General features: G+C 35.5%; 10 protein-coding genes. 4 read left to right on the forward strand and 6 right to left on the reverse strand.

Features of this window, described 5'->3' with window-relative positions; translation table 11 throughout:
* Positions 1-41: 41 nt before the first annotated feature.
* From radA to panC, 4 genes are all read right to left on the reverse strand, one after another.
* A complete protein-coding gene (gene radA, locus QMO11_RS12145; RefSeq protein ID WP_075602734.1) occupies positions 42-1,403 on the reverse strand; it encodes a DNA repair protein RadA in 1,362 nt (453 codons plus the stop codon).
* A gap of 25 nt (positions 1,404-1,428) precedes the next feature.
* The gene (gene rfaE2, locus QMO11_RS12150) at positions 1,429-1,917 is read right to left on the reverse strand and encodes a D-glycero-beta-D-manno-heptose 1-phosphate adenylyltransferase (protein ID WP_075602735.1); all 489 of its coding nucleotides are present in this window, start codon (positions 1,915-1,917) and stop codon (positions 1,429-1,431) included.
* A gap of 74 nt (positions 1,918-1,991) precedes the next feature.
* Positions 1,992-2,345: an aspartate 1-decarboxylase gene (gene panD, locus QMO11_RS12155; RefSeq protein WP_282037537.1), complete on the reverse strand. Its 354-nt coding sequence runs from the start codon at positions 2,343-2,345 to the stop codon at positions 1,992-1,994.
* The gene (gene panC, locus QMO11_RS12160) at positions 2,342-3,193 is read right to left on the reverse strand and encodes a pantoate--beta-alanine ligase (protein ID WP_282037538.1); all 852 of its coding nucleotides are present in this window, start codon (positions 3,191-3,193) and stop codon (positions 2,342-2,344) included. The genes panD and panC overlap by 4 nt, the downstream gene beginning before the upstream one ends.
* A gap of 243 nt (positions 3,194-3,436) precedes the next feature.
* On the opposite strand from panC, the gene QMO11_RS12165 reads away from it, so the two are divergent.
* The 4 genes from QMO11_RS12165 to glmS all read left to right on the forward strand — a co-directional run bounded on the left by QMO11_RS12165 (position 3,437) and on the right by glmS (position 9,723).
* The gene (locus tag QMO11_RS12165) at positions 3,437-4,243 is read left to right on the forward strand and encodes a glycogen/starch synthase (RefSeq protein ID WP_282037539.1); all 807 of its coding nucleotides are present in this window, start codon (positions 3,437-3,439) and stop codon (positions 4,241-4,243) included.
* A gap of 34 nt (positions 4,244-4,277) precedes the next feature.
* Positions 4,278-5,717 (forward strand): DUF4270 family protein, encoded by a 1,440-nt coding sequence (locus tag QMO11_RS12170; protein WP_282037540.1) that lies wholly within the window; start codon positions 4,278-4,280, stop codon positions 5,715-5,717.
* 114 nt (positions 5,718-5,831) lie between these two features.
* The gene (locus QMO11_RS12175; protein ID WP_282037541.1) at positions 5,832-7,769 is read left to right on the forward strand and encodes a DUF4954 family protein; all 1,938 of its coding nucleotides are present in this window, start codon (positions 5,832-5,834) and stop codon (positions 7,767-7,769) included.
* A 118-nt stretch (positions 7,770-7,887) separates the two neighbouring features.
* Positions 7,888-9,723: a glutamine--fructose-6-phosphate transaminase (isomerizing) gene (gene glmS / locus QMO11_RS12180; protein ID WP_282037542.1), complete on the forward strand. Its 1,836-nt coding sequence runs from the start codon at positions 7,888-7,890 to the stop codon at positions 9,721-9,723.
* Between the two features lie 90 nt (positions 9,724-9,813).
* Here glmS and QMO11_RS12185 read toward each other — a convergent pair whose 3' ends face one another.
* On the reverse strand, positions 9,814-13,779 hold the full coding sequence (locus tag QMO11_RS12185) for a peptidase associated/transthyretin-like domain-containing protein (protein ID WP_282037543.1): 3,966 nt from the start codon (positions 13,777-13,779) through the stop codon (positions 9,814-9,816).
* Between the two features lie 884 nt (positions 13,780-14,663).
* A complete protein-coding gene (locus QMO11_RS12190) occupies positions 14,664-15,644 on the reverse strand; it encodes a hypothetical protein (RefSeq protein ID WP_282037544.1) in 981 nt (326 codons plus the stop codon).
* Positions 15,645-15,996: the final 352 nt, after the last annotated feature.

The following is a 15,996-nucleotide window of genomic DNA, read 5'->3' on the forward strand; positions in this document are numbered from 1 at the left end:
AGCCTCCCTTAGGAATAAGGGAGGTTTTTTTGTTGTTATTTTTAAGCAAATAGTAATTTGAATGCTTCTTCTAATTTGCTTACTTGCGTTACCTGTATAGAATATTTTGACAGATCCATATCTTTAGTAAATCGAGGAATGATAATTTGATCAAATCCTAGTTTCTCGGCTTCACTGATTCTTTGATCTATCCTGGTTACAGGTCTTATCTCTCCACTTAAACCAACTTCGCCTGCTAAGCATATTTTTGATGACATAGCAATATCAATATTGGAGGATAAAATGGCAGAAACTACAGCTAAATCTATAGAAGGATCATTTACTTTTATCCCTCCTGCAATATTTAAAAATACATCTTTAACAGCCAATTTAAAACCAGCTCTCTTCTCAAGAACTGCTAAAAGCATATTAAGTCTTCGCAAATCAAAACCTGTCGACGACCTTTGTGGAGTTCCATAAGCAGCAGTACTAACCAATGCTTGAACCTCAATTAAAAAGGGACGCATGCCTTCTATGGCTGCAGCAATAGAAATACCGCTTAAGTTTTGATGATGGTGAGAAAGTAGTAATTCCGATGGGTTAGTTACTTCTCGTAATCCATCACCAAGCATCTCAAATATTCCGATTTCAGAAGTTGAACCAAAGCGGTTCTTTATAGATCTTAATATTCGATACATATGGTTTCTGTCTCCTTCAAACTGAAGTACCACATCTACCATGTGTTCTAATACCTTGGGGCCAGCTATATTTCCATCCTTATTAATATGTCCGATAAGGATAACAGGTAAGTTCTGTTCTTTAGCAATTCGCAATAGTCTTCCGGTGCATTCGCGCACTTGTGATACACTTCCCGGAACCGATTCGATTGCCTCGCTACTCATCGTTTGAATTGAATCAATAACCAATAGGTCCGGATTTGTATTTTTAATGTGGCCTTGTACCTTCTCTATTGAAGTTTCACTAACCACATGGCAATTCTCCGAATCGTTGGCAATTCTATCAGCTCTAAGTTTTATTTGTTGCGGGCTTTCCTCTCCAGAAACATACAAGACTTTTCTGGATTGAATTTGAAGGGCCATCTGCAATACCAAAGTAGATTTACCAATACCAGGTTCGCCGCCAACTAAAACCAATGAGCCAGGAACCATTCCGCCGCCTAAAACTCTATTGAGTTCATTATTTGAAGTGTCTATTCTTGGTAAATCAGCAATAGGAACGTTTTTAAGTAATTGTGGTTTTTGCTCGGTTGATTCAAAAGCTAAGGCAGTAGGTACACCCTTGGTTTTTACTACAACTTCCTCAACAAAAGTATTCCATTGGCCACACGAAGTACATTTTCCTATCCACTTTGGTGAGTCCAATCCACAGTTCTGACATACGAATACTGATTTTGCTTTGGCCATTTTTTTGCTGTTTAAAGTTTATATCTTACTTGAGTTCATTGGCAATTCGTTCCACAATGTTAGAGGTTGAAAATCCTTCAACAAACGAAATTGTTTCAACTGTTCCTCCTTTTGCAGTAACAATATCATAACCTACAATATCTTCCGCATTGTAGTCGGCTCCTTTAACGAGGCAATCTGGTTGAAGAGCTGAGATAAGTTCATAAGGTGTATCTTCATCAAACAATACAACTAAATCAATAAACTGAAATGCGGCCAATAAAATGGCTCTGCTTTCTTCATCTACAATAGGTCGTGTTTCACCTTTTAGCCTTTTTACTGAAGCATCAGAGTTCAAGCCTAAAACCAGTTTTTGCCCTTTCTCTGCTGCTTTATTTAAATATTCAACATGGCCTCGGTGCACTAAATCAAAACACCCATTAGTAAACACAACCTTGTCGCCATTTTGTTGCCATTTTGAAATCTGTAATTCTGCTTCTGAGCGAGATTTAATTTTTGAAAAAAAATCAGACATATTTTATTGGTTTATATTGTACAAACAAAAAACCCCGGATAAACCGGGGTATGTATCTTTTCGTTACACCTAAATTACACCAACTGATTGGTTGCTGTATCAGGGAAAATAAACGTAGGATTAAACTTTTTTGCTTCATCTAGAGGCATAGATGCATAAGTAATAATAATAATTACATCATTTACAGCAACTTTTCTTGCAGCAGCTCCATTAAGGCAAATTACCCCAGAGCCTCTTTCTCCTTTAATAACGTAGGTTTCTAATCGTTCCCCATTGTTATTATTCACTACCTGAACTTTTTCGTTCTCAATAATATTGGCAGCATCCATTAAATCTTCATCGATGGTAATACTTCCAACGTAATCAAGATTTGCTTCAGTAACCGAAACATTGTGCAGTTTCGATTTTACAACTTCAACATTCATCATGCAAGTTTTTTGTAAATCAAATTATCAATTAACCTTACTTTGTCGGCAAATACAGCTATGCAGCCAACAACAAAATCACTATCTCCCCAGTTGTTAACAGGCTGGAGAGTATCTCCATCAACAATTTCAAAGTATTCAACTTCTAAAATTCCTGACTTATTAATTTCATCGGTGACAAAATTAATAACTTCTTTTATATTTTTAGTACTCAATAAGTTTTTAGACTCAAATAATTTTTGAGCTATTATTGGAGCTTCGCTTCTACATTCGTCCGTTAACAGCATATTTCGAGAACTCATTGCCAAACCATCTGATTCTCTAATTATTGCACAAGGAACAATTTCAATTTCGTAACCCAATAATTTAGTCATTTTTTTGATGATAGCCAACTGCTGAAAATCTTTCTCTCCAAAAAAAGCTTTGTCAGGATTAATTAAATCGAAGAAGCGACTTACAACCTGTGCCACACCATTGAAATGCCCTGGTCGGAATTGTCCTTCCATAACCTTATCAAGTTGCCCAAAATCAAATATTCTTTTATCCTCTTCAGGATAAACTTCTTCTACACTTGGATAGTATAAAATTGCACACTTCGTTTGTTCTAACATCTCCCGATCCTGATCTATAGTTCGAGGGTATTTATCTAAGTCATTCGGATTGTTAAATTGGTTTGGATTAACAAAAATGCTTACAATCACTACATCCGATTTCTTAGAAGCCTCGTCTACCAATGAAAGGTGTCCTTCGTGCAACGCCCCCATTGTAGGAACAAAACCTACAATTAATCCGTCCTTTTTATAGCCGCTTATTAGTGCGTTTAATTCTTTTGATTTCTCAACAATTTTCATGCCTCTATCTTACTTCTGAATAATAAATATTCACCATTTCTCCAATCTGAAAAACCGCGCAAAGTAAATAATAAAATTGATACAATAAAAGTATTACATTGCTAAGCTTTGTTTAGGTGGTATATTTTTGCTAATTTTGCGGCTTATATTCTGAAATAAAGCTGAATGATTTAGTTAGTTCAACAAAATGAAAGCTTATTTGAGTAATAGAAAATAGGAAGCTAAAAAGTACAAAACGATAAGATGGACAAAACAAAGGTTTTATTTATTTCTCAAGAAATTACCCCTTACCTACCAGAGACAGAAATGTCTAAAATAGGTCGCTACTTACCACAAGGTATTCAAGAAAAAGGTAAAGAAATCAGAACATTTATGCCTCGTTATGGATGTATAAATGAACGTAGAAATCAACTTCACGAAGTGATTCGCTTATCAGGGATGAACTTGATAATTGATGATACCGACCATCCTCTTATCATTAAAGTAGCTTCAATACAAGCTGCCCGTATGCAGGTGTATTTTATCGACAATGAAGATTATTTCCAAAGAAAATCTACATTAGTTGATAAAGAAGGTGCTGAGCATTTAGATAATGATGAAAGAGCTATTTTCTTTGCACGTGGTGTTTTAGAAACAACTAAAAAACTAAGATGGGCACCAGATGTAATTCACTGTCATGGTTGGTTCACAGGTTTAGTACCTCTTTATATTAAGAAAGCAATGAATGAAGATCCTCATTTTGCTAATTCTAAGTTGGTTTACTCAGTATATAATGATGATTTTACAACTACATTCTCTGATAGTTTCCGCGATAAGTTAAAACTTGAAGGAATTGAAGATTCAGATATTGAAGTATTAAATCCTTGCAATTTTGAGAATTTAAGCAAATTAGCAATCCAATATTGCGATGGTATTATTCAAGGTCATCCTGATGCTAATAGCGAAATAATTGAATATGCAAAGAACTCAGGAAAACCAGTTCTTAATTTCCAATCTGAAGAAACTTATGTAGATGCGTTCAATTCTTTCTATGACGATTTATTGGGTTAGTATAAATTAATTGCCACTTAACTAAGTACACATTATGCGCTTATCACAATTAATCATGGCTGCGGCTGTAGTTGTATTATCAGTTTCATGTAACGATGATTTTTCATCAGTAGGAGGGAATGTATTGCCTGGTGATGAAGTAATATCAACGCATGTTGAAACAAATACTCTGCAAGCATTGAGTGAAATGTCAGATCCAATTAAATCATCAAACCCAACATCCTTTATTTTAGGAGAGTTGCAGGATGAATATTTTGGGGCATCTAAAGCCGACTTCATTACTCAGTTTTCAGTAGGAACAATTGATGGGAGTAGTGATACTACAAGCCTTAAGGCTGCAGATAACTACGAGCTTGATTCAACGAGATTACTGTTAAAGTATCCTTTGAATTCATGGACAGGAGATACCTTAGCAAATCATATCGTTTCAATTTATGAATTGACAACTTCTTTATCGCCATCGAGTTCTTATAACTCAGATACTAAAGGCGCAGATTTGTCTGATCCAGAAGTTGTTGGTACGATTACCTTTAATGTACTGAATGGTAAAAATGATTCTATCTGGAGTCAAGCAAGTTATGTGGATACACTATCTATTCCGATAGATGATGCAATAGGTGAAAAGATATTTACTGTGGGTGTTGATACCATTACGAACAATGCCTTATTTCGCGATTTCTTTAAGGGGTTTTATGTTACGAGTGAATTAGAAAGTGATGATCCAGATGCTGAAGGTTCTCTTGTTAAATTCAATCATCGCAGTACAAGTCAAGAATTGGTATTGTATTATAAGCGATATGAAATTGATGCTACGCTAGGTGATACGATTGGTACTACCTTATTTGAAAGAAAGTTCCCTGTTAATAGTGAGAGTGTAAAGATTAATTCTTTTGTACATTCTAATTCTTCCGTTGATCAGTCGGATATTTCAAAATTATTTGTACAGCCTATGGCTGGGAGTATGGGAAATATTAAGATTGATAATGCTTTTAAAGAAGCTTGGGGAGATTCAATAGAAAATATTGACTCAGACTATCATTTAGGTATTGCTGCTGTTGATATTAATGTTTTTATAGATACAACAGCTACAAATTATAGAACTTACGCTCCACCACAATCGTTAAGTATATATAGAAAGAACGATAAAGATGAGTTAACAACACCAACCTTTTATAGTGATAATGGAACTTTGTCTTCTGGTATTGGTAGTGGTCTGCTTTCTTATGATGTAAATGAAAATGATGAAGTTTATCCATCATATTATAAGTTTTCTTTTACTCCAGGTTATTTCGAAGAATTAGTAGCTCCTTCATCTTATAATATTGATTTAGTTGATTTTGAAGATATTTATATTATGCCTCAAAGTCCTGAATCGAATTTTGATAGAGTAATTTTGCACAATACAGAGATCATTTCTACAACGGATACTATACCAGCTCCATACATCGCGATTAAGTATATTAAATTAAAATAGAAACTTATATATCGTATAATAGCCCTTTCATTTATGAAAGGGCTATTTTTTTATATAAACGTTTAAGTAGATCATTTTCTATTTTAGTATTTTTATCAGGCTAAAATTTAACAAATGCAATACAGAAATCTAAATACCGAAGAAATTATTACGCTAAAGTCTCAAGGTTGTATAAGTGATGACTGGCAGGATATATTTGTTCACCCAAAATTCTCCACTGATAGGGTCCGTGATTGTAAGTTCTCAGGAAAAAACCACATTGGTGATCTCAATATTAAGGTTACACTGCAGCATGGCCTAAAAACGAAAGCGGGATTGTATAATTCATGTTTTCATAACTGTAGATTTGGTAACGGAGTTTTTATTAAGAATATTGGTAATCTAATTTCGAATTATCTTATTGAAGATAACGTTCAGATTGTAAATACCAATGAAATAATATGCTCTGGAGAATCTTATTTTGGTAATGGCACCCAAGTCTTAGCAGTTAATGAAGCTGGTGGGAGGGAAGTTACTATATATAATGAGCTCTCATCGCAAATAGCATACTTGCTTTGCTTTTTTAGGCACGATCAGAGCTTAATTAGTTCTCTTAATACTAAAATAAAAGCTTATTGTAATACCATTAAATCTGATATAGGCAAAATTGGGACTCACGCAAAAATTTATAATGCTGGGAGTATCTTAAATGTTAATGTGGGCGACTATGCTATTGTTGAAGGTGCTTCTTTATTAAATAATGGAACAATAAATAGTTCAGAGAAAGCGCCTTCATATATTGGAAAAGATGTGATTGCCAGAAACTTTATTTCCACAAGAAATGCAAAGGTTTCTGATGGAGCACAAATTAATAATTGCTTTATTGGTGAGGCTGCAGAAGTAGGTGGTGGCTTTTCGGCTGAGAATAGTTTGTTTTTTGCCAATAGCCAAGCTTTATTAGGTGAGGCTTGCAGTATTTTTGCAGGGCCATATACAGTTACTCATCATAAATCTACTTTGTTAATTGCAGGTAACTTCTCTTTTTATAATGCAGGAAGCGCAACAAACCAAAGTAACCATATGTATAAACTCGGACCAGTTCATCAAGGAACCTTGGAGCGAGGATGCAAAACAGGAAGCGGGTCGTATATTTTGTGGCCAGGTAAAGTGAGCGCCTTTACAATGATTTTAGGTAAGCATTATAACAATCCTGATACATCAGAATTTCCATTCTCATATCTAATTGAGGATAATGGAAAGAGTGTACTTATGCCAGGCCAAAATATGTTTAATGTTGGTACTTGTCGTGATATCCAAAAATGGCCTAATCGCGATAAGCGTACTTCAGATCTTCCCCTAGACCTTATTCACTTTGATGGTTTGAGTCCTTTTACGATTAATAAAATTGTAAAAGGAATAGAAGTGTTACAAGCCCTAATTAAAAAGGCAAAGCCTGATACCAAGGCGCTCATGTATAAAGGCGCTCAAATTTTTGTTGCATCAATAAAGCGAGGTATTACCTTATACGAGCAGATGTTAACAACTTACATAGGTGATATTGTAGTAAATAATTATGATGAAATTGAAAATGGGGATCTGTCACAATCCGATAAACTAAGTGAATGGATTGATCTTGGAGGTTTATTTATTAGGGAGGATAAGCTTGATACTTTAACTAAGCAAATTGTTGAAACTGACATATCAATACATGAGATTGGAGCGTTTCTTCAAAATGAATATAAACAGCTATCTAAACTTAGTATAACTCATGCCATTAGTATTGCGAATTCCTATTTTAATAAGGATTTATACAAAAACGAAAGCCTTTCAGAGTTTCTTGTTAGTTATCAGGGTGTTCTAAAAAAGAATGAAACTGCAATAATATCTGATGCCAAAAAGGAGTTTAATGTTAAGAGTAAAATTGGTTTTGGTTTGACATCAGAAGCATTAAAAGAAGACGATTTTCTTAATGTACGAGGCGATGTGAATAACAATAATTTTATAATTGACCTACAGAAAGAATACCAGATAAAGGATGAGAATGTTGAAAATAGAATTAATAACCTAAAATAATACGTGTTTAAGGTGATAAATGTGTCATATACCAATTGAAGAAAGATTTATTAAAATAATGAATTATATTGCTTTAGTTAAATAAGGTGTTCGCGTTTTACGAATAAATGAAAAAAGTATGTGTGGAATAGTTGCTTACATAGGGGAACGAAAAGCTTACCCAATATTAATTAAGGGATTACAAAGACTTGAATATAGAGGATATGATTCAGCAGGAGTTGCTCTTGTAAACGGATCTATCAATAGTTATAAAAGAATGGGCAAGGTGAAAGACCTTGAAGAGTTTGTTAGTGATAGTTCTACTGATGGGACTATAGGTATTGGTCATACGCGCTGGGCTACTCATGGAGAACCTAATGATACCAATGCGCATCCACATACCTCGATGAACGGAAAGTTTACCTTAGTGCATAATGGAATTATTGAAAACTATGCGCATTTAAAGAAGGAGCTTGTAAATAGAGGGTACGACTTTAAAAGTGAAACGGACACTGAAGTTCTTGTAAACTTTATTGAGAATATTTATCTAGAGCAAAAAGTAGATGCGGAGTTAGCGGTTAGAGTTGCCCTATCAAAGGTGGTTGGCGCCTATGGCTTGGTAATTTCTTGTGCTGATGAAAAGGATAAGTTAATTGCAGCCCGAAAAGGTAGTCCTTTGGTAATTGGAGTTGGCCAGAATGAATATTTTTTAGGTTCAGATGCTTCACCAATCATTGAATATACCGATCAGGTTATTTATATGAACGATGAAGATGTTGCTATTCTTACAAAAGAGGATCTTGTTTTAAAGAATATTCAGAATGATGCCCAGAAGCCTAAGATTCAGAAAGTCGAACTAACGATTGATGAAATTGATAAAGGTGATTACGAGCATTATATGCTGAAAGAAATATACGAGCAACCTACATCAATAATGGATACCATTCGTGGTCGTATCACTATGGATAAGTCGAAGATTTTCCTTGGGGGGATTAATGACGAAATGCAAAAGTTGACCACAGCAAAGCGAATTATAATTGTTGCCTGTGGTACATCATGGCATGCGGGTATGGTTGGTGAGTATCTTTTTGAAGAATTTGCCCGCGTACCAGTTGAAGTAGAATATGCTTCAGAGTTTAGATACCGTAATCCGGTTATTAATTCCGATGATGTATTAATTGCTATTTCTCAGAGTGGAGAAACTGCTGATACCTTAGCTGCTATTAAGATGGCCAAGGAACAAGGTGCAACAATTATTGGTATATGTAATGTTGTGGGGTCATCTATTCCAAGAGAAACGCATGCAGGGGTTTATACCCACGCAGGTGTTGAGATTGGTGTTGCTTCAACAAAAGCCTTTACTTCGCAAGTAACTGCGCTTATGATGATGGCATTTACTATTGGCCAGAAAAGAGGTTCGTTATATGATGAATTATATAAGCAACTAATTAATGAGTTGACTTTAGTTCCTGAAAAGATAAAAACGATTCTTGAAAAAACAGCAGATATAAAAGATATCGCATCCTTATATAAAGATGCTAATAATGCACTTTACTTAGGTAGAGGATATTTATTCCCGGTTGCTTTAGAGGGTGCTCTTAAATTAAAAGAAATTTCTTATATCCATGCCGAGGGTTATCCTGCTGCTGAGATGAAGCATGGACCAATTGCCTTAATTGATGAGAATATGCCTGTTTTTGTTGTGGCAACAAAAGATAAGTCATATGAGAAAATCGTTAGCAATATTCAGGAGGTTAAGGCAAGAAACGGTAAAGTGATTGCAGTAGTAACTGAAGGTGATACAACAATTAAGAAGATGGCTGATCATGTTATTGAGGTACCTGATTGTCATGAGGCAATTGCACCTTTATTAACGGTTATTCCATTGCAGATTATTTCATACCATATTGCTGTTTTAAGAGGTTGCGATGTGGATCAACCGCGTAACTTAGCCAAATCGGTTACTGTGGAGTAGGGTAGAGATATTTTATACAACTATAAAAAAGAAGGCTTCAGTATAACTACTGAAGCCTTTTTGTATTCTGCTATTTTGTAATGCAGTAGCTTATTGCTTCTGCTTTATAAACGTAACCTCATGTAAGAAGTTAATCTGCTCATTAATGTCTTTGTCGGCAGGTAATACCCATGGTTGACGCCAGTATTCCGGGTTGTAGTTAACCGTTCTAATCATCATTCTACGCTTATCCATCTTATCAACAGAAGTCTTTTTAAACTCATCAGGTTTTTTATCAAACACCTCGGTTGTTGAGAACTCCCTTTTGTACGCCAGTTTAATATTGTCAATGCGTAACTCTGCCGATTGTGATACATTTTTTAAATACCACTTGCCATCCTTTATGTAGTAAGAAGCAGTATTATCTTGCTCAAGTACCTCAAATTTCTCGATGGTTTTACCCGGCATTAAAAATTGTATTGGTAAAAGGTACTTACTAGCCGTTTCACTATACTTCCAGTTTAACGATACTAAGCCGAAGGTTTCTTTATCAATAAGCATTGAGCCATCGAAAAGTGCCTTACGAACTTCGGGGTTTTGTGTAAAGCTGATTTTGTAACATTTACGCCCCTGAAATTCCACAACACCTTCTGCAGCATATGTATAATCTTTACGGTTGTCGTACTTCAAGAAACTTAAATCTTGATGCAATGGATCAATAATTGGCATTAAATCATCGGTGGTATTTAATGGCTCATATTTAATTTGCATTGGGTAATCCTCAGTGCGGTACTCACGTCCCTCTAATGGCATTGTTTCATGTGTAATTATCGGACCGTAATAATTCTCCTTCTTTTGAATTAGCCCAAAGTCTGATACTCTAAATAGATCGCCATTCTTTTTAATGGTTTCTCGGTATGCTCCCTTAATAAAGATGCTCGATAGAATACTATTTGATCTTTTCTTACGACCCATTTGCTGAATAATCTTTTCGGCATCTATCTTTTCGCTTGTATCCAAATTATTTTGAAGCTGAACCGATTTATCTCTCAGTAAATCATCCACACTCAATTCCGCTGAACCAAAATTAAGGGAACTTATTATAACAATATCGCTGCCACTTACTTCATCAAGATTGATGATAAAATCACCATCGCAGTTTGTTGTGGTAGCAAAAGGTTTTCCTTTAATGGTAATATCGGCGTAAGCTAAACTATTATTGGCAGGGGATTTCGCTATTGCAGCTCCCAATTTATATTCTTTTGAAAGCGCAAGGTTTTCAACAGTTTCCTGTTCGTAATCAGAAGCCATATCATTTGTGGTAGCCTTTCTATAGCTATTTGTAATGCTTCCTTTTAATACAATTTGAGCTCCGGGTGTACCATCAACAGAAAAACCAGCTACATCAAACCTGAGTTGTTCTGCGGCGTCTGAGTTATAAAATTGAATAGATCCTATACCTAATGAATCCGTTTTTATGGATGGCGACCAATACAAAGTAGAGCGCTCATCGTTAACTACTTTTAAATCGTCGGTACCATCATATTGTGGCGCATAAAACTCACGTACTTTCTCAAATCCATATAATCTGAAGTTGGCCATTCCTTTGTTGTAGCTCTGTGCATAAACACCAGTTCCTTCCTTTGTATAAATAGATAGTATTGCCTCGGGAGCTCCTGATATATCAATATCGGCAGTAGTTTCGGGCATAATGTCAAACATAGGTGAATTGCGCGGCGAGAATACTAATTCGATAGACTTAATAGCCGTAGGATCCATCGACATAAAATCATCGAAGCTATAATTGCTATCCATTGTTGCCAATCGTCCGTTCGAATTGGTCATCCCAATTAAAGAACCATCCACATAAATATAAAAGCGGTGCGGACTTTTACCTGTTAATACAAAATCAACCGTTCGCTGGTTACGTAACTCGGTAAAGCCATCATCATCCGAAAATATTGAATCCTCTTCTGCAGCAAAGTCATCTTGTATGCCACCCATGTCCTCAGGGTTGCTCACTTCATATACTCTTAAACCCGGAAATGCATCGTACAATAAACTTGTTAAACCGTAGTACCATGGCGTATCTTTCATTAAGTCCTCTAGTTGCGATTGGCCTACCACATAACTTGGGGCACCAAATTGCTCCACCATATTCTCTTGTACAGTGCGCTTTTTACTGGCAGTAACATTAATGTTATCTAAAAAAATATCGGTTGTATCCTGAAAAATAAAGGCATCATCATCTCTTTGCAGTCGTTCTTTTGTATTGCCCTTACTAGCCTGTACTTCATCGGCTTTTATGGCCTCGCTGCTAAAGAATGTTGTGGCTACCTTTTCGCTAAGCATCATTCGTGCACGAGCGTTATTATCAGCAGGGTCAAAGCGTAGATTCGAATTTAAATCGATATTAAAATCTGCTTTACTGTTCGATCTGTTTACCGTTTGCACCAACACATCAACAGTATCGTTAAAATCTTGTACATTAAACTTAAAGTGACCTTTTGAGTCGGTTGTAGTTTTCATCACTTGGGTTTGGTCTCCAGATAACATCATGGTAACTTCAATGCCTTTCGGAGCCGCCTTTTTCCCACTCTTACGTTTTAATTTTCCATCAATATAAATACCCGTTTCGTATTGGTATTTAGGCGTAGTAATAGTATCGGCTATTACTTTTTCCCATTTAAATCGGCGCCATCCGTTAACCAGCATAATAATATCAAGGTTATTAAAGGCCTCGGCATTATTTTTCAATAGCGATCCAATATTATTAATTTTACCAGGTAGATTGGCACTTAGTAACATGTGATTTACTAAATTTATTTGGCTATAGGCTTTATCATCTACCAATGCAGCATCAGTTACCGACATCGAAAATTCACCCTCAACAGGGTTTCCATTTTTATCGCTTACGCTAAGCTGAATGTCAATAGCCTCGCGACTATTGTAATGGTCTTTAGCCCCCTCAATAGAAATATTTAAAGCATCGTAGTGGTTTATAAAAGCCAAACGCTCAGCCTCCGGAATCATATCACTGTTTAATAAGGTTAGCTGAACAATGCCTGTGTTAACAAGCTCTTTGGGTATTAAAAAACGCAGACTACCATTTGTAATAGTGCCCTCAAGCATTTCAATAATATCTCCTTCTTGCTGTACTAGCAGGTTAATGTTCTCTTCACCTTTACCCGTATTCGATTGGATATGTATATCCAAGTTTTCGTTATTCCATCGGTTACTCACACTTAAAGAATACCCTTGAGGCATTACCTTTGGCAGCGGAAAAGTGATGCTTTCGTTATTATTGCCTTCAATTTGAGCAAAGTATTGTTTGTTAAGTTCGGCTTTAATAAAAATAAAACCTTTGCCATCGTAAATGGGTTGTATTGGCGAGCAAAAATTACCATCCTGATCAACAACTGCACCCTTAAAGTCCATGGCATCGCCAGCTTGGTTTACACCTGAAAAGGCAACACGTGTAGTAATGCCATTCACTAAATTTCCTCCTTCAGGATAAAACTGTAGGTTTAACTTAGCGGTTGAAGTATTATTGGCGTTTATAACTGTTTCTTCAGTTGCTGGTTCTGTAGCTGTGCTGGTGCGTTCTGAATTTGCAACGGCCATCTCTTCATCCACATCCTCGGCATAAATATGCACTTCTTTTTTAAAAAAGAAATCAGAGCCTTGGTTACGCATCCAGTTGGTGTAAGCAACCATCAAATACTTTCCGGTGGCCATATCCTGATCCAACTCCATATGTCCGTAACACTTTCCCTGGTTTAATATAAACATGCGTTTAGAGGCAGTTACCCCATTAGGGTTTATCAGCTCAACATACAATACGCGTTCATGTATCTCGGGTAAATGCGTTATGGCATTAACCAAGTAAGATTGAAACCATACATCATCACCAGCAAAATATACCGGTTTATCAGTGTGTATAAATAGTTTCTCGGGGTACGACGATTTGTTATATCGGTTAACTTTATTTATTAACGTTTGTGCTTTTTCGGCACTATTAAATGAACATAGCAACAAGGCAGCCATGCATGCCATTAAAACCTTTTTAAACAACATGTATACGTAATATATAATGAATAATTACCCAAATATAGTTTTAAATATCAGTATCAATGCGTGTGTCAATACATTAAAAAGGGAGGGGAGTTTAATAATTATGCTCCATAGTTCAGTAGCTGTACTTCTCACTCCTGTCTAGTATAATAATAAATTGGGCGTGCCCCTAAAGGGTCGAGCTTTTCACTGCTACTCCTCGCTTCGTGCCTCGCTGTGGGGTATTCGTTGCAATCTCTCACGCAGCTGGGTTGTTGCCCAGTATAACCACTCAGCCAGTAGCACATTTTTTACCAAGCACCTTGAGTTAGGCCATAATTTGTAATAATGCCCTTGGCTCTGCATTAGTATTTCTGTTAACTGAATGCATGTTTGTAATATTTGTACTAAAAAATTGCGCATCTGAACCAGCCTAGGCTATAATTCTGCTCAGTCACGTTATAGCGTGTAAGATTCTTCCAAAGGGGATTCATTTTTTTTGCCTTTGTACCAACTTTTTCTGTAACTGTACCACTATTTTCTGCTTTGTGTCACTAAATTTTGCTCTTGTACCATGTACAAAGTCAGAATTACGAGGTACAAACCAAAAGTGAATGGTACACTCCCAAAATAAAGTGGTACAGAAGCAAAAGTAGGTGGTACAATCGTCTAAAAAATGGTACAATTGCAATTGCAAGTGATGCAATTGTAAAATTTTATGGAACCGATGAGAAGAACTTGGTACCGATACTAAATTTGTTCATACAGCCTCGAAAGGGGGAGGTAAATGTTAAACTTTTTAGGTTCAATGTAAGAACGCCTCAAAATAATATCGAGACGCTCAAATGTAATGTAAAATCAGTCACCATATTTAGGATTGTGTAAATTATATGCTATATAATAATATGTTACTCTGGAAAATAAATGTAGTCTACGTTTAGTTCCATATTATTGAATACTACAAGTCCCCACTCATTGATAATATTTGTTGATGAACATCCTTCAGAGATCAGTAAATTATTAAGTGAGCTTGGATCAAATAATTCAATATTATTTATGCTCACATTCAGATTTGCTAATTTGTCGTAATTAGCTTCAATAACAAACTGTTCATCTTTTGTATTAATCGATGGTGTGTTTCTGTTTTTAGTAAAAGGGACTATATCCTTATAGCTATTGGTACTTGTTTCAATGTCTCTCATAATCGCTCGGATATAGAAGTTTGTATGATTGGCATCTTCTCGAGGAGATATAAAAAAATATAATGCGACCAATTGTTTGTCTGTTTGTTTATCCGGATCCAAGGCGAATGAAGTCCTTAATATAGCGTAGTTTTTATCTTCGTTTATTCCATTTGTCGAGAGTTTGGTTATAAAACCATTAAAGGTGGATTTACTTAAGCTCGATTGTCTAAAAGATAACCATCCCGATGTTCTATCTATGATTTCACCCCTCGATAATTTAAGCATATCATTAGTAAAACTAGTTTTTACATTTGATTTATAGGAGATTTGACTATCGCTTTTAAATCTATCATAAAACTTAACTGGTAAAACTTTCACTGTTTTTATATCGCTAATAGAGTCTGTAGTGCTTTTAACATCCAATGTTACTATTACCTCGCCATCAGTTCTAGGTAAGGTTAATGTTGCTTTTTTAGGATCGCCATCAGTTTTAATAGTTCCCTTATTAGAAGTAAAACTATAATCTAATGGTTCATCACTGTCACAAGTTGCATCAGCCGTAACTATAATCGATTCTTCAGGGTAAGCCTCTGTTTTGTTTACCTCAAATGAAGTAATGGTAGGCGTGTAAATTGGGGTGCTTTCTTTTTCATTACAACTAGTAATTAAAAATGTAATTAAGCCTAGTGTTAAGAGTTGTTTCATTGTTTTCATAAATAGTAAAGGGATTAATTATAAGTATTAAATAATATGTTTTGTGGAGAAAATCTTATGATAATGCAATTGTTGGGCATGGTTTCGAACTTTTAAGGAAGTATTTTATGGCTTAGTTTATATTTAATGGCTATGTTACTAACCATTTATAATAAAGTCAACATGTATTTTGAATACCCCCTGATTTAGAATGGATTTACGACCGTTAAACCTAATATAAAATTTATGTTCGTAATGTAAGGATGTTGTTCCACACTGATGTTCTTTAGTGTTCACTTGATGTACATATTAGTTCGATTCTATATTATACTACATCAACTTATTTTTCTAAAGTCTTATTTAC

The sequence above is a fragment of the Saccharicrinis aurantiacus genome, assembly GCF_947489045.1.
Classification (GTDB): Bacteria; Bacteroidota; Bacteroidia; order Bacteroidales; family Marinilabiliaceae; genus Saccharicrinis; species Saccharicrinis aurantiacus.

Bases quoted from the DNA above. Each gene is read 5' to 3' on its own strand.
- glmS (WP_282037542.1), top strand. From the start codon at position 7,888: ATGTGTGGAATAGTTGCTTACATAGGGGAACGAAAAGCTTACCCAATA.
- QMO11_RS12175 (WP_282037541.1), top strand. From the start codon at position 5,832: ATGCAATACAGAAATCTAAATACCGAAGAAATTATTACGCTAAAGTCT.
- rfaE2 (WP_075602735.1), bottom strand. From the start codon at position 1,917: ATGTCTGATTTTTTTTCAAAAATTAAATCTCGCTCAGAAGCAGAATTA.
- radA (WP_075602734.1), bottom strand. From the start codon at position 1,403: ATGGCCAAAGCAAAATCAGTATTCGTATGTCAGAACTGTGGATTGGAC.
- panC (WP_282037538.1), bottom strand. From the start codon at position 3,193: ATGAAAATTGTTGAGAAATCAAAAGAATTAAACGCACTAATAAGCGGC.
- QMO11_RS12165 (WP_282037539.1), top strand. From the start codon at position 3,437: ATGGACAAAACAAAGGTTTTATTTATTTCTCAAGAAATTACCCCTTAC.
- QMO11_RS12190 (WP_282037544.1), bottom strand. From the start codon at position 15,644: ATGAAACAACTCTTAACACTAGGCTTAATTACATTTTTAATTACTAGT.
- QMO11_RS12185 (WP_282037543.1), bottom strand. From the start codon at position 13,779: ATGTTGTTTAAAAAGGTTTTAATGGCATGCATGGCTGCCTTGTTGCTA.
- QMO11_RS12170 (WP_282037540.1), top strand. From the start codon at position 4,278: ATGCGCTTATCACAATTAATCATGGCTGCGGCTGTAGTTGTATTATCA.
- panD (WP_282037537.1), bottom strand. From the start codon at position 2,345: ATGATGAATGTTGAAGTTGTAAAATCGAAACTGCACAATGTTTCGGTT.